The organism is Streptomyces sp. 2-1 (assembly GCF_048564895.1).
Classification (GTDB): domain Bacteria; phylum Actinomycetota; class Actinomycetes; order Streptomycetales; family Streptomycetaceae; genus Streptomyces; species Streptomyces phaeochromogenes.
The window spans coordinates 9,594,732-9,618,114 of record NZ_CP183383.1 but is presented as its reverse complement, the minus strand read 5'-3'; the positions used below and the strand labels follow the sequence as shown (position 1 = coordinate 9,618,114).

Annotated in this window: 17 protein-coding genes and 1 pseudogene; 10 read left to right on the top strand and 8 right to left on the bottom strand. The window is 70.9% G+C overall.

What is annotated here, in order from left to right; genetic code table 11:
- Window positions 1–105: 105 nt before the first annotated feature.
- The 3 genes from ACN20J_RS42165 to ACN20J_RS42155 all read left to right on the top strand — a co-directional run bounded on the left by ACN20J_RS42165 (window position 106) and on the right by ACN20J_RS42155 (window position 3,114).
- Window positions 106–1,128, top strand: coding sequence for a FecCD family ABC transporter permease (locus tag ACN20J_RS42165; RefSeq protein ID WP_189839460.1), 1,023 nt, complete (start codon window positions 106–108; stop codon window positions 1,126–1,128).
- An 83-nt stretch (window positions 1,129–1,211) separates the two neighbouring features.
- A complete protein-coding gene (locus ACN20J_RS42160) occupies window positions 1,212–2,231 on the top strand; it encodes a FecCD family ABC transporter permease (protein WP_419669051.1) in 1,020 nt (339 codons plus the stop codon).
- 4 nt (window positions 2,232–2,235) lie between these two features.
- Window positions 2,236–3,114, top strand: a complete 879-nt coding sequence (locus ACN20J_RS42155; protein WP_419668023.1) for an ABC transporter ATP-binding protein — start codon at window positions 2,236–2,238, stop codon at window positions 3,112–3,114.
- 93 nt (window positions 3,115–3,207) lie between these two features.
- On the opposite strand, the gene argB is transcribed toward ACN20J_RS42155, so the two are convergent.
- Window positions 3,208–4,137 (bottom strand): acetylglutamate kinase, encoded by a 930-nt coding sequence (gene argB / locus ACN20J_RS42150; RefSeq protein ID WP_419668022.1) that lies wholly within the window; start codon window positions 4,135–4,137, stop codon window positions 3,208–3,210.
- Window positions 4,138–4,181: 44 nt separating this feature from the next.
- A pseudogene (locus ACN20J_RS42145) lies at window positions 4,182–4,325 on the bottom strand (methionyl-tRNA formyltransferase); the annotation flags it as partial.
- 85 nt (window positions 4,326–4,410) lie between these two features.
- Between ACN20J_RS42145 and ACN20J_RS42140 the strand changes: the two are divergent.
- The 5 genes from ACN20J_RS42140 to ACN20J_RS42120 all read left to right on the top strand — a co-directional run bounded on the left by ACN20J_RS42140 (window position 4,411) and on the right by ACN20J_RS42120 (window position 11,264).
- A complete protein-coding gene (locus tag ACN20J_RS42140) occupies window positions 4,411–5,760 on the top strand; it encodes a lysine N(6)-hydroxylase/L-ornithine N(5)-oxygenase family protein (protein WP_190227489.1) in 1,350 nt (449 codons plus the stop codon).
- Between the two features lie 155 nt (window positions 5,761–5,915).
- Window positions 5,916–7,610, top strand: a complete 1,695-nt coding sequence (locus ACN20J_RS42135) for an ABC transporter ATP-binding protein (RefSeq protein ID WP_419668021.1) — start codon at window positions 5,916–5,918, stop codon at window positions 7,608–7,610.
- Window positions 7,607–9,511 carry an ABC transporter ATP-binding protein gene (locus tag ACN20J_RS42130; RefSeq protein WP_419668020.1) on the top strand — a complete coding sequence of 635 codons (1,905 nt, stop codon included), beginning with the start codon at window positions 7,607–7,609 and terminating at the stop codon, window positions 9,509–9,511. Before ACN20J_RS42135 ends, ACN20J_RS42130 begins: the two co-directional genes overlap by 4 nt.
- Window positions 9,511–10,575, top strand: a complete 1,065-nt coding sequence (locus ACN20J_RS42125; RefSeq protein ID WP_419668019.1) for an iron-siderophore ABC transporter substrate-binding protein — start codon at window positions 9,511–9,513, stop codon at window positions 10,573–10,575. Before ACN20J_RS42130 ends, ACN20J_RS42125 begins: the two co-directional genes overlap by 1 nt.
- A 161-nt stretch (window positions 10,576–10,736) precedes the next feature.
- Window positions 10,737–11,264, top strand: coding sequence for an NUDIX hydrolase family protein (locus ACN20J_RS42120; RefSeq protein ID WP_055612524.1), 528 nt, complete (start codon window positions 10,737–10,739; stop codon window positions 11,262–11,264).
- Between the two features lie 16 nt (window positions 11,265–11,280).
- Here the strand turns inward: ACN20J_RS42120 and ACN20J_RS42115 are convergent, their stop codons facing one another.
- The 3 genes from ACN20J_RS42115 to ACN20J_RS42105 are packed head-to-tail and all read right to left on the bottom strand — an operon-like array spanning window position 11,281 to window position 14,773.
- Entirely contained in the window at window positions 11,281–12,321 is a 1,041-nt protein-coding gene (locus tag ACN20J_RS42115; RefSeq protein WP_419668018.1) for a ComEC/Rec2 family competence protein, read from the bottom strand.
- Window positions 12,318–13,604, bottom strand: a complete 1,287-nt coding sequence (locus ACN20J_RS42110) for a hypothetical protein (RefSeq protein ID WP_190227484.1) — start codon at window positions 13,602–13,604, stop codon at window positions 12,318–12,320. Before ACN20J_RS42110 ends, ACN20J_RS42115 begins: the two co-directional genes overlap by 4 nt.
- Window positions 13,601–14,773, bottom strand: a complete 1,173-nt coding sequence (locus ACN20J_RS42105) for a caspase family protein (protein ID WP_361891046.1) — start codon at window positions 14,771–14,773, stop codon at window positions 13,601–13,603. Before ACN20J_RS42105 ends, ACN20J_RS42110 begins: the two co-directional genes overlap by 4 nt.
- 133 nt (window positions 14,774–14,906) lie before the next feature.
- Between ACN20J_RS42105 and ACN20J_RS42100 the strand changes: the two genes are divergently transcribed.
- A complete protein-coding gene (locus ACN20J_RS42100) occupies window positions 14,907–15,992 on the top strand; it encodes a DUF2235 domain-containing protein (protein WP_361994556.1) in 1,086 nt (361 codons plus the stop codon).
- 144 nt (window positions 15,993–16,136) lie between these two features.
- Here the strand turns inward: ACN20J_RS42100 and ACN20J_RS42095 are convergent, their stop codons facing one another.
- Both ACN20J_RS42095 and ACN20J_RS42090 read right to left on the bottom strand, forming a co-directional pair.
- Window positions 16,137–19,511 carry a pyruvate carboxylase gene (locus ACN20J_RS42095; protein ID WP_361917275.1) on the bottom strand — a complete coding sequence of 1,125 codons (3,375 nt, stop codon included), beginning with the start codon at window positions 19,509–19,511 and terminating at the stop codon, window positions 16,137–16,139.
- Window positions 19,512–19,715: 204 nt separating this feature from the next.
- Window positions 19,716–20,666, bottom strand: a complete 951-nt coding sequence (locus ACN20J_RS42090) for an SDR family NAD(P)-dependent oxidoreductase (RefSeq protein WP_189839473.1) — start codon at window positions 20,664–20,666, stop codon at window positions 19,716–19,718.
- 234 nt (window positions 20,667–20,900) lie between these two features.
- Between ACN20J_RS42090 and ACN20J_RS42085 the strand changes: the two genes are divergently transcribed.
- Entirely contained in the window at window positions 20,901–21,332 is a 432-nt protein-coding gene (locus ACN20J_RS42085) for a VOC family protein (protein WP_189839474.1), read from the top strand.
- Between the two features lie 77 nt (window positions 21,333–21,409).
- Here ACN20J_RS42085 and ACN20J_RS42080 read toward each other — a convergent pair whose 3' ends face one another.
- Window positions 21,410–23,257 (bottom strand): ABC transporter ATP-binding protein, encoded by a 1,848-nt coding sequence (locus tag ACN20J_RS42080; RefSeq protein ID WP_419668017.1) that lies wholly within the window; start codon window positions 23,255–23,257, stop codon window positions 21,410–21,412.
- Window positions 23,258–23,383: the final 126 nt, after the last annotated feature.

Genomic DNA, 23,383 nt, shown 5'->3' with positions numbered 1-23,383 from the left:
GGACGCCCCCGCCGTGCGGAACTTCCCGTCTCCGCACGGCGGGGGCGTTCCCTCTACGATTCGGGCCCGCCTCAGCCAAGGAAGCCGGCCGTTGGAGACCGCAAGGTGACAGGCAAGAGAGCGCGCCCAGCCCTTCTCGTGGCGCTGCTGGGTGTCGTCCTGGCCGTCCTCTGCCTGCTGTCGCTCGCGCTCGGCGCGGCCGACATCCCGCCGGACCAGGTGATCCGGGCCCTGTTCGGCGACGCACCGAGCCGTTTCGTGGACAACGTCGTCTGGACGGCGCGCGTACCGCGTACCGCCCTCGCGCTCGCCGCGGGCGCGGCCCTCGGGCTGGCCGGCGCGCTGATGCAGGCCCTGACCCGCAACCCGCTCGCCGACCCCGGGGTGCTCGGGGTCAGCGCCGGCGCCTCCTTCGCCATCGTGCTGGCCGTCGGCGTGCTCGGGATCAACTCCCTCTACGGATATGTGTGGTTCGCCTTCGCCGGAGCGCTGATCGCCACGGTGGCCGTCTATCTGCTGGGCGGTCTCGGGCGGTCCGGGATGACCCCGGTGAAACTGGCACTCGCGGGAATCGCCGTCACCTCGATGCTGTGGTCATTCACACAGGCCATCGTGCTCACCGACGTGGACGCGCTCAACAAGTTCCGCTTCTGGTCCGCGGGTTCGCTCGCGGACGCGGACAGCGGCATGGTGTGGCGGGTCCTGCCCTTCCTCGTCATCGGCGCGGTGCTGGCGCTGGCCTGCGCTCCGGCCCTCAACAGCCTGGCCCTCGGCGACGACGTCGCGGCCTCGCTCGGCCGGCGCCTCGGCCTGGTCCGGCTCGCGGGCGTCGCCGCGGTCACCCTGCTGACGGGGGCCTCGGTCGCGGTCATCGGCCCGGTCGTCTTCATCGGCCTGGTGGTCCCCCATGTCGCCCGCGTGCTCGCCCAGTCGGCGGGCATCGGCCCCGACCAGCGCTGGCTGCTCCCACTGTCCGCGGTCCTCGCCCCCAGTCTGCTGCTCACCGCCGACATCCTCGGACGCCTGGTGGCACGGCCCACGGAGATCCAGGCGGGCGTACTGGTCGCCTTCATCGGCGGCCCTTTCTTCATCGCCATGGTCCGCAGACGCAATCTGGCGGAGGTGTGAACGTGCCGAACCCGAAGCAGGCGCTCAACTCCCGCCCGGTTCCCGACGATTCACCCGGTGGCCCCCGCCTCCGCACCTACCGGCTGTCCCTGCCGCCCGTCTCCGGTGTCTTCCGCCCCCGGCTGGTCGCCCTGTGCGCGGTGCTCACCGCCGCCACCTTCCTGCTGTTCTGCTGGGGCCTGACGACCGGCGACTATCCCATCGACTTCACCGACGTCGTACGGGCCCTGGTGGGCTCAGGCGACCCCGGAACCGTCCTCGTGGTGCGGGAACTGCGGCTGCCGCGCGCCCTGGTCGGGCTGCTGGCAGGGGTCGCCTTCGGTGTCTCCGGCGCGCTGTTCCAGACCATGACCCGCAATCCGCTGGCCAGCCCCGACATGATCGGCCTCACCCAGGGCGCGGGCACCGCCGTGGTCGCGGGCATCGTGCTGGGCTGGGACGGCGGTCTCGGCACCCAGGCCCTCGGCCTGCTCGGCGCCCTGGCCTCGGCTCTGATCGTCTACGTGCTGGCCTGGCGGCGCGGCACCACCGGATACCGCATCATCCTGGTCGGCATCGGCGTGGCCTGGATCTGCACGAGCGCCACCGACTACCTGGTGGCCAGGGGCGGACGCTTCCAGGCACAGGCCGCCCTCGGCTGGCTGGTCGGCAACCTCAACGGCCGCACGTGGGACCAGGTCGGCCCGCTCGCCGTCGCGCTGGCGGTGCTGCTGCCGACGGCACTGCTGCTCGGCCGGCTGCTGCGCACCCTCCAACTCGGCGACGACGTGGCCACCGGCCTCGGTACGCGCGTACAGCCCGTCCGCCTCGCCATCCTGCTCGCCGGTGTCGGACTGATCGCGTTCGCCACCGCCTCCGCGGGTCCCGTCGCGTTCGTGGCGCTCGCCGCTCCGCAGATCGCCCAGCGGCTGGCCCGTACGTCCTGGCCGCCGACCGTCGCCTCGGGACTGACCGGGGCGCTGGTGGTCCTCGGCGGCGACCTCATCGCCCGTACGCTCGTCCCCGGCACGGAACTGCCGGTCGGAATCGTCACCGGAGTGCTCGGCGCACCGGTCCTGCTCTGGCTGCTCGCCCGCGCCAACCGCGCGGGATCAGGAGGTTGAACCCATGTCGGCTGAGCCCACGTCGGCTGATCCCCGGTCGGCCGCTCGCGTGCCGGCCCCCGACCCGGACCTGCGCGCGAGCGGTCTGCGGCTGGCCTACGACAACCGGCTGGTCGTCGACGGGCTCGACCTGGCCGTACCGCCGGGCCGGATCACGGCCGTCGTCGGCGCCAACGCCTGCGGCAAGTCCACCCTGTTGCGCGCCCTCGCCCGGCTGCTGGCGCCCAAGGAGGGAGCCGTCCACCTCGACGGCCGGGCCATCCGGTCGATACCGAGCAGGGAGCTGGCCCAGCGCCTCGGCATCCTGCCGCAGAGTCCACTCGCGCCGGAGGGACTGACCGTCATCGACCTGGTCAACCGCGGCCGTTCACCGCATCAGACCTGGTGGCGGCAGTGGTCGAAGGCCGACGAGCAGGCCGTGCGGCGGGCCCTGGACGCCACCGGCATGACGGACCTCGCGGACCGGCCCGTCGACGAGTTGTCCGGCGGCCAGCGCCAGCGCGCCTGGATCGCCATGGCGGTCGCCCAGGGCACCCCCGTACTGCTGCTGGACGAGCCGACGACGTATCTGGACCTGGCCCATCAGATCGACGTCCTGGACCTCATCACCGACCTCAACCGACGCGAGAACCGCACGGTCGTCATGGTGCTCCACGACCTCAACCAGGCCTGCCGGTACGCCGATCACGTCGTCGCGATGAAGTCCGGACGGATCGTCGCCGAAGGAAGCCCCGCGGAGGTCATCACCGCCGCCACCGTCGAGGACGTCTTCGACCTGACCTGCCAGATCACGACGGACCCGGTCAGCGGGACCCCGCTGGTGATCCCGATCGGCCGTCACCATGGAGCCCCGCCGCTCGAGACGGGTCCAAGCGCCCGATAGGGGCGCGGGGCTGTATCGATCCGCGACTCCGCCGCGGGGCGCGACCAGCCCCACACACAGCCGCAGCCGAACAACCCTGCCCCCAGCGGAGCGTCACGGCAGGATCGTCGTCCCCGTTCCGACGACACCGGCCAGCCCGTCGAGCAACGCGTGCGGCGCGCGCCCGTCGAGCACCCTGGCCGCTCCCACCCCGCCCCTGACGGCCCTGAGGCAGGCCTCCATCTTGGGCCCCATGCCGCCGTTCAACGTCGGCAGCAACCGCTCCAGTTCACCCGCGCCGATCCGGTCGACGATCCGGTCGCTCTCGGGCCAGTCGGCGTACAGCCCGGGAACATCGGTGAGGACGACCAGGATCCGCGTCCCCAGCGCCGCCGCCAACGCCCCTGCCGCCGTATCGGCGTTGACGTTGTAGACCTGCCCGTCCTCACCCCGGCCGACGGAGGAGACCACCGGGATGTGGCCGCTGTCGAGCAGGATGCGCACGACCGCGGTGTTCACCCGTGCCACGTCCCCGACGAGCCCGATGTCGACGGGCTCACCGGCCACTTCGGCGTACCGCTTGACGGCGGTGAGGGTGCGCCCGTCCTCGCCGCTGAGGCCGACGGCGTACGGGCCGTCTTCGTTGAGCAGGCCGACGAGTTCCTTCTGGACCTTGCCGGACAGCACCATGCGGACGACCTCCATGGTCTCCGGAGTGGTGACCCGGAGCCCGTTCAGGAAGGACGACTTGAGGCCCAGCCGGTCCAGGTGGGCGCCGATCTGCGGACCGCCGCCGTGCACGACGACCGGTCTGACTCCGGCCCGCCGCAGGGTGAGGACGTCCTGTGCGAAGGCCCGCCTGAGCGAGTCGTCGGTCATCGCGTGGCCGCCGTACTTGACGACGACCGTGTGTCCGCGCAGGGGTTCCAGCGCCGCGAGGCGGTCGGTGAGATCGGCCGCGGAGGACGTGATCTCGGAGGACGCGGCATCGAGGGAGGTGGCATCGAGGGAGGTGGCCGTTTCGGCCACGACGGCCCCGTTCACGGGCGTGCCGTAAGGTGGCCGCCCATGGTGCGCAAGCCGGCGGTCGCCACGGAGTCGTCCCAGATCTTCTCGTATACGTGGTCGCTCTTCGGGTGGGTCACGGCCGTGACCACCTCGTTGCCGGAGTCCAGCAGAGCCCGGAGCGTGTGGTGCCCCCTGGTCTGTTGGCCGAACATGGCGACCCGCATCGTCGATCCTCTCCTAGGACACACCATTGCAAGGTAAGGCTAACCTTATTTAACATCAGTGGCGCCTAGGGGAAGGAAAGTTGCGGTGAACGCACTGCATGACGAGCCGGACGCCATCCTTGACGTGCTCGGTATAGGTTTCGGGCCGTCAAATCTCGCACTGGCCATTGCGGTTGAGGAACACAACGCCCAAGTCGCTCCGGAGCACCGGATCCGCGCGGGATTCCTGGAGCGCCAGCCGTCGTTCGGCTGGCACCGGGGAATGCTCATCGAAGACGCCACGATGCAGGTGTCCTTTCTCAAGGACCTGGTCACCATGCGCAACCCGACCAGCGACTTCAGCTTCCTGTGTTTCCTGCGGGAGCGGGGCAGGATGGTGGACTTCCTCAACGCGAAGACGCTGTTCCCGTTGCGGATCGAGTTCCACGAGTACTTCGAGTGGGCCGCCGCCCGGGTCGCCCACCTCGTCGACTACTCCGACGAGGTCGTGTCGGTCGACCCGGTGACCGGACCCGACGGGGAGGTCCGCTGGCTGGACGTGGTCAGCCGCGTGCCCGGCGCCCCCGAGCGGACCATCACGCGCAGGGCCCGGAACATCTCGGTGGCCGTCGGCCTGGAGCCGCACCTGCCACCGGACACCGCGCTGTCCGACCGCATCTGGCACAACAGCCAACTCGTCCCGCGCGTACGCGAGTTGAACGAGTCCGGTACCCCGGTGGGCCGTGTCCTGGTGCTCGGCGCGGGCCAGAGCGCGGCCGAGGCCGTGGACTATCTGCACCAGTCCTTCCCCGAGTCGGAGATCTGCGCGATCTTCGCCAAGTACGGGTACACGCCCGCCGACGACAGCCCGTTCGCCAACCGGATCTTCGACCCGGAGGCGGTGGACGTCTACTTCCGCTCCAAACCGGAGGTGAAGCAGTCCCTGGTCGACTACCACCGCAGCACCAACTACTCGGTGGTCGACATGGATCTCATCGAGTCGCTGTACGCGACGATGTACCGCGAGAAGGTGCAGGGCCGTGAGCGGCTGCGCCTGCGGAACGTGTCCCGCATCCGGGACGTACGCAGTCTCGACGACCACCTCGAAGTCACCGTCGAGTATCTCCCCACCGGGGAACGGGAGGTGATCTCCGCGGACCTGCTCGTCCACGCGACCGGCTACCGCCCCAGGGATCTCGACACCCTCCTGGGCAGGACCGCGAAACTCTGCCTGCGGGACGACAAGGACGCGGTACGCGTTGGGCGCGATCACCGTGTCGAGCTCACGCCCGATGTCACGGCGGGCATCTATCTGCAGGGCGCGACCGAGCACACGCACGGACTGACCTCGACCCTGCTGTCCACCACGGCGGTCCGGTCCGGCGAGATCCTCGACTCCCTGCTCGCCCATCGAGCGGGCGACCTGGCGGACGGCCTCACCGCGCGAACCGGCTGAGAACACCCTCGACGGCCGAGTGGGACGGCACGGATCCACGTGCCGTCCCACCCGGCACGGCCACCGTCGGCTCCACGCCCGCCCACCGGGCAATACCCATTAACTTAAGGTAGCCTAACCTAACTTTTCTGCGTCCTAGTCCCGGAGGGAAACGGGTGGGTCCTTCAACTCCGTCGGGGCGGGACGTCCTGCGGGAATCGGTAAGAGGGCAGCGGCGGGACGTCGCCCTCGGCTCGCTCCTCGGCTCCGGGCATCAGCTGGGCGAGGCGCTGGTCCCGGTCCTGATCGGCGTGGTCATCGACCGGGCCGTCACCAAGTCCGACACCGGCGCCCTCGTCCTGTGGCTCGGCGTCCTCGCCGTGGTCTACGTAGGGCTGGCGCTGAGCTGGCGCTTCGGCGCCTGGTCCGGCGACCGCTCCGCCGTACGGGCCGAACACGCCCTGCGCATCGCCCTCGTACGACGGGTACTGCACCCCGGCGGCGGGGCCGAGGACGGCCGGCTGCCCGGCGCCCTCGCCAACATCGCCACCGAGGACGCCAAGCGGGTCGGCGCCGTCAACATGGCGGTCATGTACGGGATTTCGGCCCTGGTCGGCATCCTCACCACCGCCGTCGTCCTGCTGCGCACGTCGGTGACGCTCGGCCTGGTCGTCCTGCTCGGCACACCCGTGCTGCTCTGGCTCGGACATCTGCTGAGCAAGCCGCTGGAGTCCCGCAGCGAGACCGAGCAGGAGCGCGCGGCGCACGCCTCGGCCGTCGCCGCGGACCTGGTGGCCGGGCTGCGCATCCTCAAGGGCATCGGCGGCGAGTCGACGGCCATCGCCCGCTACCGCACCACCAGCCGCGACTCGTTGCAGGCCACCCTGAAAGCCGCTCGCGCGCAGGCCTTCCAGAGCGGCATGGTGCTCACCCTGACGGGCTGCCTGATCGCCGTCGTCGCCCTGGTCGGCGGGCGGCTGGCCGCGCAGGGCACCATCAGCCTGGGCCAGTTGGTGTCGGCGGTGGGGCTCGCGCTCTTCCTGCTCGGACCACTTCAGGTGCTCGCGTGGGTCAACGCCGGGCTCGCCCAGGGCCGCGCCTCGGCCACCCGGATCGCGGAGGTCCTGGCGACCCCGCACACCGTCACGGCCGGAGACCGGATCCTGGCCCAGCCGGTTCGCGGCGCGGTCCGGCTGACCGGCGTCAGCCACGGCGGCCTGCGCGAGGTGGACCTGGACATCGCGTCCGGCGAACTGCTGGGTGTGGTCGCGACCGACCCCGCGCACGCCACCGACCTGCTGCGCTGTCTGGCCCGGCGGGCCGACCCCGACACCGGCACGGTGGAGCTGGACGGCGTGCCGCTGCGGGACCTTGACCTGGCCGAGTTGCGTACGGCGATGCTGGTGGCCGAGCACGACGCGGACCTCTTCGCGGGCACGGTCCGCGACAACGTCACGGCCGTCGCCCCCGGCTCCGCCGACCCCGAGCCCGCCATGACCGCCGCCGGGGTGGCGCAGGTCGCCGAGACACTGCCCGACGGCGAGGACACGGCGGTCGGTGAACGCGGTCGCTCGCTCTCCGGCGGACAGCGCCAACGGGTCGCCCTGGCCCGTGCGTTGGCGGCCGACCGGCCCGTCCTGGTGGTCCACGATCCGACCACCGCGGTCGACGCGGTGACCGAGGCGGGCATCGCGTCCGGCATCCGGGAGATCCGCAAGGGCCGCACCACGGTCCTCGTGACGACGAGTCCCGCGCTGCTCTCCGTCACCGACCGGGTGGTGCTGCTCGACGACGGCCGGGTCACGGACACCGCCCCGCACGCCGACCTGATAGCCCGTCACGAGACCTACCGCGCGGCGGTGCTGGCATGAGCGACTCCCCCAGCACACCACCCACGGGCCCGACCGGCGCGGCCCCCGACGACGGCTCGGCGCGCGACTTCGGCTCGGAGCCCGCCGGCCGCGAGCTGCTGCCCACCGCGACGCCGGCCCGCACCCGTGCCGCGGTCCGCGAACTCGTCCGTCCACGCCGGGGCCTGGCGGTCGCCGGCTTCGCGACGATGATCGCGGCCACCGGTGTGGGCCTGCTGGTCCAGCCGCTGCTTGGCCGCATCGTGGACATCGTCGCCGACCACCGCCCGCCGGGCGACATCACCCTCCCGGTGGTCCTGCTGGTCCTGGTCGCCCTCGCTCAGGGCGCGGCCACCGCGCTGGGCCTGTCCCTCGTCTCCCGGCTCGGCGAGACCGTACTGGCGCGGCTGCGCGAACGGTTCGTGGAGAAGGCGCTGCGGCTGCCCCTGGAACAGGTCGAGAAGGCGGGCGCCGGAGACCTCACCGCGCGGGTCACCCGGGACGTCTCGGTGGTGGGCGAGGCGGTACGCGAAGCGCTGCCCGAACTGGCCCGCTCCGTGCTGGCCATCGCGCTGACCCTGGCCGCGATGGCGGCCCTGGACTGGCGGTTCTTCCTCGCCGCGCTCATCGCGGTGCCCGTCCAGGCCTCCACCGCGCGCTGGTACGTACGCAACGCCGTGCCGCTCTACGCCCGGCAGCGGATCGCCACCGGGTCCCAGCAACAGCAGCTCCTGGACACCATCGCGGGCGCCGGCACCGTACGGGCGTTCCGGCTGGAGGAGGAGCACACCGGGCGGGTGACCCGGCGGTCGTCGGCGGCGGTCGAACTGACGCTGCGTGGTGTGCGGCTGGTCCTGGACTTCTACAACCGGCTGCACATCGCCGAGTACGCGGGGCTCGCGGCCGTCCTCGTCACCGGGTTCCTGCTCGTGCGCGGCGGGTCGGTGTCCATCGGCACCGCGACGGCCGCCGCGCTCTACTTCCACAGCCTGTTCACGCCGGTCAACGCGGCGCTCGTCCTCCTCGACGACGCGCAGTCGGCGACCGCCGCGCTGGCCCGTCTCGTCGGGGTCGCCGACCAGCCGTCGCCCGAACCGGAGAAGCAGGCCCACGAGTCACGGCCCCGGACGGCGGAGGCGGGCGGCACGGTCACCGTGACGGGCATCCATCACGCGTACGAGCCGGGCCGCCCCGTCCTGCACGACGTGGGCCTCACACTCCGGGCGGGCGAGCGGGTGGCCCTGGTCGGTCCGAGCGGCGCGGGCAAGACCACCCTGGCCAAGCTCATCGCGGGCGTGCACCGTCCGACGGCCGGCTCGGTGCGGGTGACGACGAACGGCGCCGGGGAGTCCGGCGACGGGGTTCCGGTCGCACTGGTCACCCAGGAGACGCACGTCTTCGCCGGACCGCTCGCGGACGATCTGCGCCTGGCGCGGGCCGACGCCACCGACGACGAGCTGCGCAAGGCCCTGACAGCGGTGGACGCCCTCGACTGGGCCGAGGCACTGCCCGAGGGCCTGGACACGGTCGTCGGCGAGGGCGGCCACCGCCTCACCTCCGCGCAGGTCCAGCAACTCGCCCTGGCGCGGCTCGTGCTGGCCGATCCGCCAGTGGCCGTGCTGGACGAGGCGACAGCCGAGGCCGGCAGCACCGGTGCCCGCCTCCTGGAGCAGGCAGCCGACCGGGCGGTCGACGGCCGCACCGCGCTCGTCGTCGCCCACCGCCTCACCCAGGCCGCCACCGCGGACCGGATCGTCGTCATGGACGGCGGCCGGATCGTGGAGAGCGGCACCCACGACGAGCTGTGCGCCGCGGCCGGCATCTACGCCTCCCTGTGGGAGGCGTGGTCCGGCACCCGCACCACGGCCGACGAGACCCCCACGCACCACCGCCCTGACACCACCACCGTGAAGGACCACTGATGCCCGGCTCTTCCAGAAGAGGCATACGCCTCGTCGCGGCGCTCGCGTCGGCCCTCCTCCTCTTCACCACCGCCGCGGCCTGCGGCTCCGAGGACGACAGCTCCGAGGCGGGCTCCGACTCGTCCGCGTCCGCGAACAGTGCCTTCCCGGTGACCATCGCCCACAAGTACGGCGGCACCACCATCAAGTCCGAGCCGAAGCGGATCGTCACGGTCGGGCTGACCGACCAGGACCCCGTGCTCGCGCTGGGCAAGGTGCCCGTCGGCACCACCCGGTGGCTCGGCGACTACAAGGGCGCCATCGGCCCCTGGGCCGCCGACGAGCTGGGCGGCGCCGAGGCCCCGACCGTGCTGAAGGACACCGGCACGGGCCCGCAGACGGAGAAGGTCGCCGCGCTCCGGCCCGATCTGATCCTCGCGGTCTACAGCGGTCTGACGAAGGACCAGTACACGACCCTGTCGAAGTTCGCCCCCGTCCTCGCCCAGCCGAAGGAGTACAACGACTTCGGTGTGCCGTGGCAGAAGCAGACCGAGATCATCGGCAAGGCGCTCGGCCAGGAGAGCAAGGCAAAGGACCTGGTCAAGGGCGTCCAGGACGACATCGCGACCACGGCCGAGGACAATCCCAAGTTCGCGGAGTCCACCGGCGTGATGGCGACCCCGTACGAGGGCATCTTCGTCTACGGCAGCCAGGACCCGCGCTCGCGCATCCTGACCGACCTCGGCTTCGAGCTGCCCAAGGACCTGGACAAGGTCATCGGTGACGAGTTCGGGGCCAACATCAGCAAGGAGCGCACCGACCTGCTGGACACCGACGCGATCGTGTGGATCGTCGGCGACACCACCAAGGGCGCGGCCACGCTCCACAAGAACGCCCTCTACGCCGACCTGGACGTGGTGAAGCAGGGGCGGGAGGTCTTCGTCAAGGAGTCGAGCGACTACGGCAACGCCGTCTCGTTCGTGTCGGTGCTGAGCCTGCCGTACATGCTGGAGCGTCTGGTCCCGCAGCTGAGCGCGGCGGTCGACGGCGACACGGCCACGAAGGTCACCGATCCGACGTCCTGACGACGTCCGCACGGATACCCGGCGCATGTATACAGAGGGCCGGGGCCACGACGATCCGTGCCCCGGCCCCGCTGTGGCACGCACGTGACCCCGGCCCCGGCTGTGTCACGCGACACGCTCGCGACACGAGACCCTGAAAGTATGATCAACCAATGTCTGACATGACCGAAACCACGCCCGGCTGGCTCCCGCACGACGAACTGGAGCAGGCGCGCGCACGCATGCCGATCCTGTACGTGGAGGCCGTCCCCGTCCGCGTCGACGACAGCGGCGAAGTCACCAGCATCGGACTGCTGCTCCGCATCGGGTCGGACGGGACGGTCAGCCGCGCGCTCGTCTCCGGCCGGGTGCTGCACCACGAGCGGGTGCGGGACGCCCTGCTGCGCCACCTGGAGAAGGACCTCGGCCCGGTCGCACTCCCCCGCGTCCCGGCCTCGCTGCAGCCCTTCACCGTCGCCGAGTACTTCCCGACACTCGGGGTCACACCGTTCCACGACCCCCGCCAGCACGCGGTGTCCCTCGCCTACATCGTCCCGGTGTCCGGCGACTGCCGCCCGCGGCAGGACGCTCTCGACCTGGTCTGGTTCAGCCCCGAGGAGGCCGCGTCTCCCGTGGTCATCAACGAGATGCCGGGCGGCACCGGAGCCCTCCTCAAGCAGGCCCTCGCGCACATCGGCCACCTGTCCTGACGGCGGGTGCCCGTCCTCAGAGTTCGAGAGTGACGAACCCGTCCGGCTCGTCCGGTGCCGGGGCGGTCACGGTGTAGCCGAAGCGATCCTTCAGGCCCGTGACGTCCCACAGCGCCGCACGGTCGCGGTAGTTGAAGACGAGTTCCTTCTCCACTCCGCCGTGCTTGAGGATCCGGGCGATCGCGATCTCGTTGGGGTGGTCGTGCCGCGCGCCGCTGGTCGATATCAGGTAGCGGTCGCAGTCGATCAGGTCGAGGAGTTCGTTCGAGAGGTTGTGGTCGCTGCCGTGGTGGGCGACCTTGAGGAGGTCGACGTGCATCCGTCCGCCCTCCGCCTCGGCCCGGGGCCGTATCGACGCCACGAGCCGGCGGTCGTCGGCGTCACCGGTGAGGACGACCCGCTTGTCCTCGAACTCGAAGAGCAGACCGATGCTCGACACGTTCGTCTTCGACGTGTCGGGCTTGAACACCGACGCGGCCAGCCGGTCCACGTTCACGCCGCCGAAGTGCTCGAAGCCCGGGACCGGGGCGTTCTCCTCGGGATCCCTGCCGGGGATCAGACCGTGTCTGGCGCATTCCGCGGTCCAGGCGGGCGCCAGCTTCTCCAGTTGTCTGCGGTCGGGTGAGAGCACGTCCATCGTGGATCCGTCGTCGAACCACGCGAGCTCCCGGCCGACCTCGACACTGCGTCCGCCGAACGAGTCGTTCCACGGCACCTTCTGTTCCAGCAGGGCGCTGGTGAGCTTCTCCCCGTCCTGCGCGCCGAACCCCTCGGTGTCGAGGAGGTGGTCGAAGCCGTTGAACCACACGTCCCCGAACTCCACCGACCGGTCGAGGTCGTCCAGCAGGGCGAGCACCCCGAGGATGTGGTCCTGGTCGACATGGGTGACGACGAGGACGTCGACCTGCCCGTCGAGCCCGGCCAGCGTGGGCTTGATCAGCGGATACGTGCCCGAGCGTCCGCCGTCGACGAGGATCCGGCGTACGAAGCCGCCGTCGCCGTACTCCAGGAGCAGGCAGTCGCCGTCCTCGCCGGGCATCATCGTGAACCGGATCATTGCTGTCTCCCTCGCAGAGCGACGATCACGAACGGCTCGCGCATGTCGACGCGCCACGACAGGCGGCGGGCCTGTTCGAGCCGCGCGGCGCAGCCGGGGTCGTCGGGGAACTCGGAGAGCCCGTGGATGAGGCGGCTCAGGCCCAGGGTGAACACCGGCACTCCGCGGTCGTAAGCCTCGACCAGGGCGTCCCGGGCCGCCTCGCGCTCCGGTTCGGTGTGGGCCCGGCGCAGGTGCCGCATGGCCCAGAGCAGGGATCCGTCGCTCATCCAGTCGAACTCGTGCCGCAGCCGGGACAGCCACGGGTCCCAGCGGTGCGGCTGCTCGGTCAGCTCGCTGCCGACCAGGACGTAGGCGCCCGCCACCGCCGCGAGCGGGTTGGTCATCCTGCCTTCGTAGAGCATGGCCTCCGCGTCCCTGACCAGCATCGCCGCCGCGTCGAAGGCGCCCCGGGCCATATAGGCCAGGGCGGGCCCCACCCGGCTGTCCCGTACGGACACCGAGACGGCACTGCCGGTGGGGCTCTGCCGTTCGTTGACGAGTACCTCGATCTGCGAGGCGCCCCAGGGGGCGGGCAGGGTGACGACGTACTCGATGCCGGCCAGCGTGACGACCAGGAACTGGCGTGGGCCCAGGGGCACGTCGAGCGTGCGGCCACCCCGCTCGTCGACCGGGCCGTGTTCACCGAAGCGGTACAACCGCGAGGCGGCGTCGCCCAGTTCGAGACTGGCAATGGAGTGCGGTTCGGAGCGGGCGATCTCGAACGCGACCAGTTGCTTCGCGGGCCCGTCGGTCAGCCGGAGCATCGAGGGGAACTGCCAGCTCGTCGGCTTCGGGTCGCCGACCCAGGCCGCGTGTCCGGGTTCGATGAACGCGCCGCGCTCCCAGGTCCCGGACCGCGAGCCCAGGGAGCGGGGCACGGGGATCGTGGCCCCGTCGTGGTAGGCCCCGTAGGACTCGATGTTGCCCATGAGGTGCTGCCAGGAGTGGGACTCGAAGGGCGAGGCCGCCGGGCGGAGCGTCACCTGCTTCTCCTCACCGTCCGCCACCTCTGCGTCCTTGGAGAGCACGACACCGGAGGGCAGTGTGGTGGACACGATGTAGTGGCCGGGGGCGACCTCGAACCGCGCCGGAGGTGCCGTGGTCCCGCAGGGGAAGAGGACGGCGCGGTGACCGGGGCCGCTGCCCTCGGACGGGTAGATGTTGCCGACCACCTTTGCCCCGTCGGCGAGGTCGGCTTCGTGGAGGCTCAGCTCGACGTTGACGCTCAGGCCCGCGCTCATGGCTTCTCCAACTTCACGCGGCGGAACACCGGACGTACGGTGACTGACTTGGTCCGTACGTCCTGGTCGCCGAGTCGGGCCTCGAAGTCGTAGTCCCCGAAGCGCAGTTCGATGGCCCACTCGCTGTCGGGATCCTCGCCGTCGACGTCTCCCGCGGCCCGATGCAGCCGTTCAAGACCGTCTTCGCGGCAGACGAACTCGGCCTCGGCGTTGTCCTCGGCGGGATCGCAGCCGACGTACACCGGGACGACCGGCGGGCCGGACAGCTGGTGGAGGACGAACACGGGCAGCTCGCCGACGGAGGGGACCTGGACGCCCGCGACCGCCCCGGCGAACCGCGGTTGGCGCATGAAGTGGTCGATGGCTTTCAGCAGGTCGGAGGTGTCGACCCGCCAGTCGCCCTCGGGATCGTCGCTCGCGGCGCCGCCGAGGCTCTTCAGCAGGGCCTCGGTGAACAGGCTCACCTGACCGGGCCGCGCGTGCGAGCGGTCGCCGGACAGGGTCGCGTAGTACGGGATGTGGAAGCGGCGGGGCAGATCGAGGGGCCGGGTCCCGGCGCCGAGCGGTGAGCGCCCCGCGAACCGCGCGCCCGAACGCTCGATGAGGACATCGGAGTTGGACCGGCAGGCGTCGACGAAGAACACCTGCTCGCTGGCCCTGCACCGCTTGAGGCCGTTCATCAGGCCCGCGAAGTCCAGTGCGCTGTTGAGGGGGTTGTGCTCGTCGGCGAAGATGTCCGCGGCCAGGAGCGCCATGTCGTCGCCCTGTGAGACGCCGTGGCCGCAGAAGTAGAAGACGAGCCGGTTGTCGACATGGCTGTCGCCGCGGTCGTACCACTGGGTGACCGCCGTGAGGATGTTGTCGATGGTGGCGGTCTCGACCTCGTGGGCCTGCTGGGTGCGGGGGTTCACGAACGGGGTCGGCGTCTCCTCGCTGAGCAGCAGGGCGAGAGAGCCGAGCGGCCGTCCGGGATCGTGGTACTCGGCCAGCAGCCAGGTCGCGAGCGTACGGGCGGAGATGGGCGGCGAGCTGAGCTGCCGCATTCCGTCGGGATCGGCGACCGGTGCCTCGCCCCCGGCGAGATGGGGATACTTGCCGACGCCGATGACCAGTGCGTGGGTGCACGGAGAATCGGCGTGTTCATCGAGGTGGACCACGGAACCGGCCATGGATCCTCCGGAACCCCTACTACCGCACCGGAGCATGCCCGCAGGCAGCATTTTCCCTATTATATTCCTGAGACATCCAATATGTCTTGATATGCCACCAGTGGCAGGTTCATCGGTGAACGTGAGGCCCGCCATGGCCAAGAATCTCGTCGTCTGTCTGGACGGCACGGGGAATCAGTTGAAGGCGAAAGGGAACACCAATGTCGTCCGGCTCTACGAAATGCTGGACCTCAGCGATCCCGCCCGGCAGATCGCCTATTACGACCCCGGCGTCGGCACGTTCTCGGCCGCGGGCGCCTGGACACCTCTGGGCCGGCATCTGTCGAAACTCCTCGGTCTCGCCTTCGGCTCCGGAATGCGGACCAACCTCGCCGAGGCCTACACCTATCTGATGCGGCACTACCAACCGGGCGACCGCATCTATGTGTTCGGCTTCAGCCGCGGCGCCTACACGGCCCGCGCCCTGGTGGGCATGCTCAAGGCGGTCGGTCTCATGCGGCCCGGCATGGAGAACCTCGTCCCGTACGCCGTGTCCGTCTACGCGAGGAACAAGGACTGGACGCGGCAGGACTGGGACCAACTCCACCGATTCGCGGGCGCGTTCAGCAACGCGGTCGACGGGCGGGTCGGCATCCGCGTCGAGTACCTGGGGATCTGGGACTCGGTGAAGGCCGCGGGCCTCCTGCGCTGGAACCTGCGCTGGCCGTACACCCGTCAGGCCCCGAACGTCCGCCGTATCCGCCACGCCGTGTCCATCGACGAGAAGCGCAGGCCCTACCGCGAGTACCTCGTCACCCCCGCCGACGGCGACAAGAAGCGGGCCGCCGTACCGTCGACGGTCGAGCAGGTGTGGTTCGCCGGAGTCCATTCCGACGTCGGCGGGACCTTCGAGGACGACCCCCGGCTCCCCACGATCGCCCTCAAGTGGGTCGTGGACGGCGCCCTCGAAGCACGGGACGGCGAGCCCGAAGCGCGTCTCCTCCTCAAGCCCCGGGCCTACGAGCGCGAGGTGACCCTCGTGCCCGAGGACGCCCTGGGCGAGGTCCACCGGATGGGCTGGATCTGGGCCCTGCTCACCTACCGGCGGCGCGGACTCCCCCAGGGCGCGCACGTGCACGAGAGCGTCCGCGCGCGCCTGGAAAAGGACGCGGCCTACGCGGACCGGATCCCGCCGACGGCGGTCTGGGCGGACACCGGCTGGCTCACTGCCCGGCAGTGATCCCCGCGGGCGGTGGAGGTACGAGCCCACGGGTTCGCCGGTGATCATGCCCGGCGGCGAACCGCCCCCGGGACCCATCGATTCCCGCCGAACCCGCCGACCCTCCAAGCTCACCCAACTCGCCGACCGGAACCGTCGGGAGGCTCAGCCGATCTCGACGAGCAGATCGCCGCCCTCCACCTGCTGGATCTTGTTGATGGCCAGCCTGGACACCGTTCCGGCCTTCGAGGCGGTCACCGAGGCCTCCATCTTCATGGCCTCGATGGTGGCCACCGTGGCACCGGCCGCCACCTCGTCGCCCTCTGCGACCGCGAGGGTCACGACTCCGGCGAACGGGGCGGCGACATGGCCGGGGTTGGCCCGGTCGGCCTTCTCCGTCGCCGGGACGTCGGAGGCGACCGAGGTGTCGCGCACCTGGATCGGCCTCAACTGACCGTTCAGGGCGGACATCACCGTACGCATCCCGCGTTCGTCGGCCTCGCCCACGGCCTCCAGCTCGATGAGCAGCCGTACGCCCTGTTCGAGGTCGACCGCGTACTCCTTCCCCGGACGCAGCCCGTAGAAGAAGTCCTTGCTGTCCAGCACGCTCGTGTCGCCGTAGGTCTGACGGTGTGTCTCGAACTCGCGCGTCGGACCGGGGAACAGCAGCCGGTTGAGTGTCGTACGCCGCTCCTTCACCAGCCCCTCGCGGTCGTCCGCAGTCAGTTCCTCGACCGGCTTGGGGGCGGCGCGGCCCTCAAGAGCCTTGGTGCGGAACGGCTCGGGCCAGCCGCCGGGCGGGTTGCCCAGCTCGCCGCGCAGGAAGCCGATGACGGAGTCGGGGATGTCGAACCTGTTCGGCGTCGCCTCGAAGTCCGCGGGCGACACGCCTGCGCCCACCAGGTGGAGCGCGAGGTCACCGACCACCTTCGACGAAGGGGTGACCTTCACCAGATGGCCGAGGATCCGGTCGGCGGCGGCGTACATCGCCTCGATGTCCTCGAAGCGGTCGCCGAGGCCGAGCGCGACCGCCTGGGTGCGCAGGTTGGAGAGCTGCCCGCCGGGGATCTCGTGGTGGTAGACGCGCCCGGTCGGCGAGGCCAGGCCCGCCTCGAAGGGTGCGTAGATCTTGCGGACGCTCTCCCAGTACGGCTCCAGGTCGCCCACAGCCTGGAGGCTGAGCCCGGTGGACCGCTCGGTGTAGTCGGTCGCGGCGACGATGCCCGACAGCGAGGGCTGCGAGGTGGTGCCCGCCATCGAGGCCACCGCTCCGTCGACAGCGTCCGCCCCGGCCTGGATCGCGGCGAGGTAGGTGGCGAGCTGGCCGCCCGCGGTGTCGTGGGTGTGGATGTGCACCGGCAGGTCGAACTCGCGGCGCAGCGCCGTCACGAGGGTCGCGGCGGCCGGGGCCCTCAGCAGGCCCGCCATGTCCTTGACGGCCAGGACGTGGGCCCCGGCCTCGACGATCTGCTCGGCGAGGCGGAGGTAGTAGTCGAGGGTGTAGAGCCGCTCGGACGGGTCGGACAGGTCGGAGGTGTAGCAGAGGGCGACCTCGGCGATCGCCGTTCCGGTCTCCCGTACGGCGTCGATGGCGGGGCGCATCTGCCCGACGTCGTTCAGCGCGTCGAAGATCCGGAAGATGTCGATGCCGGTCGCCGCGGCCTCCTGCACGAAGGCGTCGGTCACCTCGGTCGGGTACGGCGTGTAGCCCACGGTGTTGCGGCCACGCAGCAGCATCTGCAGACAGATGTTCGGCACGGCCTCGCGCAGCGCGGCCAGGCGTTCCCAGGGGTCCTCCGCGAGGAAGCGGAGCGCGACGTCGTAGGTGGCGCCGCCCCAGCACTCCAGGGACAGCAGCTCGGGCAGGGTCCGCGCCACGACGGGCGCGACGGCGAGCATGTCCTTGGTACGCACCCGGGTGGCGAGCAGCGACTGGTGGGCGTCGCGGAACGTGGTGTCGGTGACACCGATGGCCGGTGACTCGCGCAGCCACCGCGCGAAGCCCTCGGGGCCGAGCTCGACGAGCCGCTGCCGGGACCCGGCGGGCGGCTCCGCGGCCGGCACGGGCGGCACCTTGGTGACGGGGTCGCTCAGCTCGGGCCGTTCGCCGTGCGGCTTGTTCACCGTGATGTCGGCGAGGTAGGTGAGCAGCTTCGTACCGCGGTCGGCGGAGTGACGTGCCGTGAGGAGGTGCGGACGCTTCTCGATGAACGACGTCGTGACCTGGCCGGCCCGGAAGTCCGGGTCGTCGAGCACGGCCTGCAGGAAGGGGATGTTGGTGGCCACGCCGCGGATGCGGAACTCGGCCACGGCACGCCTGGCCCGGCCGATCGCGGTGCTGAAGTCGCGTCCCCGGCAGGTGAGCTTGACCAGCATCGAGTCGAAGTGCGCGCTGATGTCCGTACCGGCGTGGGTGGTTCCGCCGTCCAGCCGGATGCCCGAACCGCCGGGCGAGCGGTAGGCGCTGATCCTGCCGGTGTCCGGGCGGAAGCCGTTGGCCGGGTCCTCGGTGGTGATACGGCACTGGAGTGCGGCGCCGTGCAGGGTGACGGTCTCCTGCGAGAGGCCGAGGTCGGCCAGTGTCTGGCCGGAGGCGATGCGCAGCTGCGACTGCACGAGGTCGACGTCGGTGACCTCCTCGGTCACCGTGTGCTCGACCTGGATGCGCGGGTTCATCTCGATGAAGTGGTAGTTGCCCTCGCGGTCGAGGAGGAACTCCACGGTGCCCGCGTTGCGGTAGCCGATCTCCCGGGCGAACCGTACGGCGTCGGCGCAGATCCGGTCGCGCAGCTCGGGAGCGAGGTTCGGCGCGGGGGCGAGCTCGATCACCTTCTGGTGGCGGCGCTGCACCGAGCAGTCGCGCTCGAAGAGGTGGATGACATTGCCCTCCCCGTCCGCGAGGATCTGCACCTCGATGTGACGGGGTTCGACGACGGCCTTCTCCAGGAAGACCGTGGAGTCGCCGAACGCGGACGCCGCCTCGCGGGACGCCGCCTCGATGGATTCGCGCAGCTGGGCGGGCTCCTCGACCCGCCGCATGCCACGCCCGCCACCGCCCGCGACGGCCTTGACGAACACCGGGAAGCCGATGTCCTCGGCGGCGCGGACGAGTTCGTCCACGTCGGTGGAGGGTTCCGAGGAGCCGAGCACCGGTACGCCTGCCGCGCGGGCGGCAGCCACCGCGCGCGCCTTGTTGCCGGTCAGCTCCAGGGTGTCCGCGCTGGGGCCGACGAAGGTGATGCCCGCCTCCTCGCAGGCGCGCGCCAGGTCGGGGTTCTCGGACAGGAAGCCGTATCCCGGGTAGACCGCGTCCGCTCCCGCCCGCTGCGCCGCACGGACGATCTCCTCGACGGAGAGGTAGGCCCGCACCGGGTGTCCCGGCTCCCCGATCTCATACGCCTCGTCCGCCTTCAACCGGTGCAGTGAATTGCGATCCTCGTGCGGGAAGACAGCCACGGTTCGCGCGCCCAGCTCATAGCCGGCGCGGAACGCGCGAATAGCGATCTCACCACGGTTGGCGACCAGCACCTTGCGGAACATTTGGATCCCTTCAGCCTGCCCGGTGACGCGCACCATCGTGTCGGCCCCGCCCGCCCCGCGCCATGTGAGCCGGGCCACTCGTCCGGATGCCTCCGGCCGCCGGAACAGCCGGATACGCGGCCAGGACGCCCTCCGGCCGGCCCCGCGGGGCCATCGGCGAACTCCTTGAGCGGTCGGGCGGCTACCCAGATACGGGACACACAGTCACGCCGGTCGAAAGGTCGGATCGACACCGGTCAGGTCGCGACTGGCCTCCCACAGGCGTGCCGCGACGTCCTGGTCGGCCAGAGCGTCACGCACGGGTTCGAGCGCGGGCAGGCCCCGCAGGCCGAACACCCGGGGCCCCCATAGCTGCCCGCCGCTCACGGACGGGTCGAGAACGGCCCGTACGGCAGGCCACGCGGCGTGCTCCTTGCCCTGGACGAGCAGACCGGCGGGCAGGCCGCGCAGCCGTTCGCCGGTGGTGCGCCGGTGCACGTCCGCGCGTTCGGGAGTCAGGGAGTCCAGCGCGCCGCCGGGGTGGGTCACCACGCTCGACACCGTGCTCGCGGCGGCCCGCAGCCGGCGGTCGAGCTCGAAGCCGAAGAGCATCTGCGCGAGTTTGGAGCGGGAGTAGGTGCGCTTGGGCTGGTACTCCCGGGTGCTCTGCAGATCGGCGAGGTCCAGCCGTACGGACTTGCCCGTGAAGCTTCCGGTGGTGACGACGCGGCCGGCGGGGGCGGCCTCCAGCAGGGGCGCGAGCCATCCGGTCAGCGCGAAGTGCCCGAGGTGGTTGATGCCGAACATCCACTCGTTGCCGTCCGCGGTCTCCCGGCGCTCAGGCTCCTCGATCAGGACCCCGGCGTTGTGGACCACCGCGTCCAAGCGGTCCGTCTCCAGGGCGTCCACACAGGCCCGCAGCGAGGACAGGTCGGCGAGGTCCAGCTTCAGATGACGTACGCGGGCGTCGGGGACGCGGGAGCGGATGGAGGCCATGGCCGCTTCGGCCCTGGCCGCGTCACGGCTGCCGAGCACCACCGTGGCGCCGGTGCCGGCGAGCTGCTCGGCGACGAAGTACCCGATGCCCACGTTGCCGCCGGTGACCAGGAAGGTCTTGCCGTCGGCACGTGGGAGCCGGTGAACGGACCACGGGCGGGACTGGACTGCGGACGACATGGCACGCTCCTCGCGCTCGGGACGGTCTGGCGGTGGCGGCGGGGCCGCGCGTTCACGGCCCGTCGCCCACATCCCCAAGATCCCGGCGGCCTCCGACAGATCACCGACAGATGCCGCCGGCCGCCTACAGGCGAGCGATACGGCCGCTGATGCGCAGCCGGACCGTTGACGAGACCCTGGACAATCTTCGAAGGCGGGGGCCGGACCCGCGTCGCTGAGAGGCAGGAGACGTCCATGACCGTTCTCGACTCCCCGATCCCGCGTTTCCATCTGGCCATGCCGGTCGACGACCTGACGGCCGCCCGCCGTTTCTACGGTGAGGTGCTGGGCCTGGAGCAGGGCCGCAGCTCGGACACCTGGGTGGACTGGAACCTGCACGGCCACCAGTTCGTCACGCACCTCGCGCCGGAGCGCGCCCAGCGGATCCACAACCCGGTCGACGGCCACGACGTACCCGTGCCGCACTTCGGGCTGATCCTCACGGTCCCCGCGTTCCAGCAGCTGGCGGACCGGCTGCGCGCGGCGGACGCAGAGTTCGTCATCGAGCCCTACGTCCGCTTCCAGGGGCAGACCGGCGAGCAGTGGACGATGTTCCTCCTCGACCCGGCCGGCAACGCCCTGGAGTTCAAGGCGTTCACCGACGACTCCCAGGTCTTCGCCGCCTGACGTCCGACCGGCTCGCGTTCAGAGCATCCGCGACCTCCTCGCGTCCGGAGCGTCCAGAGCGTCCGACCGCATCACCTTCAGAGCAGGTCGGCCCGGGCGGGGCTGCCGTCGAGAGGGTCGTCGACGGGGTCGATGGCGTCCTCGTCGAGGAAGCCGCCCGACTGGTGCTGCCAGAGCTTCGCGTACGCGCCCTCCGAGGCGAGCAGTTCCTGGTGGGTGCCCTGCTCGATAATGCGTCCGCGGTCGAGGACGACGAGCCGGTCCATGGTGGCGACCGTGCTCAGCCGGTGCGCCACCACGAGTGCCGTCCGTCCCTCCATGAGCCGCCACAGCGCCTCCTGCACGAGGATCTCGCTCTCGGAGTCCAGGGCGCTGGTGGCCTCGTCGAGCAGCAGGATCGGTGCGTCGCGCAGGATCGCCCTGGCGAGAGCGACCCGCTGGCGCTGGCCGCCGGACAGCTTCACACCGCGCTCGCCGACCATGGTGTCGAAGCCGTCCGGCAACGCGTCGGCGAACTCCGCGACGTGCGCCGCCTCGGCCGCGCGGCGGATCTCGGCGTCGGTGGCGTCCGGCCGGGCGAACGCGATGTTCTCCCGCAGGGTGCGGTGGAACATCGCCGGGTCCTGTGGCACGTACGCGATCAGACCGCGCAGGTCGGCCTGGCGCAGCCTGCTGATGTCCTGGCCGCCGATCAGGATCCGGCCCGCCTCGATGTCCGTCATCCGCAGCAGCAGCCGGGTGAGCGTGGTCTTGCCGCCGCCGGACCGTCCGACGAGGCCGATCTTCGTCCCGCTGGGCACGGCCAGGTCGAGGTCCTCGAAGAGCGGCCGCCCGCCCCCGTGGGCGAAGGTCACCTGCTCGAAGCGGACGTCGGCGGCCCCGGGCAGCGGCGCGGGCGACGGCGGGTCGAGCACGGTGGGCGGCGCCAGCAGCAGTTCGGTGAACTGCGAGGCCTCCGTCATCGAGCTCTCCAGGCGGCGGTAGATCTGGTTGAACTCGAACATGATCCGCGTCGCGTTCGTGTAGTACGTGAAGGCGACCACGACCGCCTCCACGCCGAGGCTGCCCCCGCCGAGCGCGACCGCGAGCAACAGGCCCAGCGCGTTGGTCAGTACGGACATCGGCGCGACCAGCGTGTCGATGCGCAGGTTGCCGTAGTCCCACGACCTGAGCGTGAGCCGTCGCGACTGCGCGACGCGGGAGCGGTGCTCGGCGGCCTCACGTTCCTCGGCCGCGAACGCCCGGACCGTGTCCATGTTCATCAGGCTGTCGGCGACATGGCCCGCCACCCTGGCGATCGCTTCCTCGCGCTTGTCGACGAGCACCTGACGGCGGCGGATGAGGGGCACCACGATCAGCGCCGTGAACGCGATCATCGTCAACAGGCCGACGACGAGCAGCGGTTCATAGCGCCACAGCACCACCGACCCGAACACGAGCGGCACCAGACTGCCCACGACCTGGAACGTCAGTGTGTCGACGAACTCCTCGAAGCGGGACGCGAAGCTCAGCACCCGCTTGGTCAGTGCCCCGGCGAAGTTGTCGTGGAAGAACGCCGCGTCCTTGGCGAACAGTTCGTCCATGCCGACCACGTACAACCGCTCGATACCGCGGGCGGCAAGGCGGTTCAGACAGTGCAGGCCGATGCGCCACAGTATTTCCGCGAGCAGCAGGACACCGGCGAAGCCGAGAACGTACGGCAGCGTCGAGCCGAGGTCGATACCGGCGTCACCGGCGATGCGGCCGACGAGCTTCGCGACGATCAGCGGCGCGATGTAGTTGATGCCGATGTTGCCCAGTGCGGGCAGCAGCATCGCGGGGGCCGTCAGCCACCTGAGCCGGGCCAACTCCCGTCCGTAGTATCGGAGTGCAAGGAGCACCGACCCCTTGCACCGCGGAACCTCTCGCGATTCGGGCGATCCCATTCCAACCCTGTGGTGTTGTGTGCCGACTGGAACCAAATCGTCCCGCGCCGGAACCCCCGCAGTCCAAGCGTTTTTCTCAGCCATTGGCCCGCCGCCTACCGGTGCGCCGCCGTACGCCCGCGTGCG

Bases quoted from the DNA above. Each gene is read 5' to 3' on its own strand.
- ACN20J_RS42120 (WP_055612524.1), top strand. From the start codon at position 10,737: ATGACCGAAACCACGCCCGGCTGGCTCCCGCACGACGAACTGGAGCAG.
- ACN20J_RS42130 (WP_419668020.1), top strand. From the start codon at position 7,607: ATGAGCGACTCCCCCAGCACACCACCCACGGGCCCGACCGGCGCGGCC.
- ACN20J_RS42105 (WP_361891046.1), bottom strand. From the start codon at position 14,773: ATGGCCGGTTCCGTGGTCCACCTCGATGAACACGCCGATTCTCCGTGC.
- ACN20J_RS42110 (WP_190227484.1), bottom strand. From the start codon at position 13,604: ATGAGCGCGGGCCTGAGCGTCAACGTCGAGCTGAGCCTCCACGAAGCC.
- ACN20J_RS42085 (WP_189839474.1), top strand. From the start codon at position 20,901: ATGACCGTTCTCGACTCCCCGATCCCGCGTTTCCATCTGGCCATGCCG.
- ACN20J_RS42125 (WP_419668019.1), top strand. From the start codon at position 9,511: ATGCCCGGCTCTTCCAGAAGAGGCATACGCCTCGTCGCGGCGCTCGCG.
- ACN20J_RS42095 (WP_361917275.1), bottom strand. From the start codon at position 19,511: ATGTTCCGCAAGGTGCTGGTCGCCAACCGTGGTGAGATCGCTATTCGC.
- ACN20J_RS42155 (WP_419668023.1), top strand. From the start codon at position 2,236: ATGTCGGCTGAGCCCACGTCGGCTGATCCCCGGTCGGCCGCTCGCGTG.
- ACN20J_RS42115 (WP_419668018.1), bottom strand. From the start codon at position 12,321: ATGATCCGGTTCACGATGATGCCCGGCGAGGACGGCGACTGCCTGCTC.
- ACN20J_RS42100 (WP_361994556.1), top strand. From the start codon at position 14,907: ATGGCCAAGAATCTCGTCGTCTGTCTGGACGGCACGGGGAATCAGTTG.
- ACN20J_RS42090 (WP_189839473.1), bottom strand. From the start codon at position 20,666: ATGTCGTCCGCAGTCCAGTCCCGCCCGTGGTCCGTTCACCGGCTCCCA.
- ACN20J_RS42080 (WP_419668017.1), bottom strand. From the start codon at position 23,257: ATGGGATCGCCCGAATCGCGAGAGGTTCCGCGGTGCAAGGGGTCGGTG.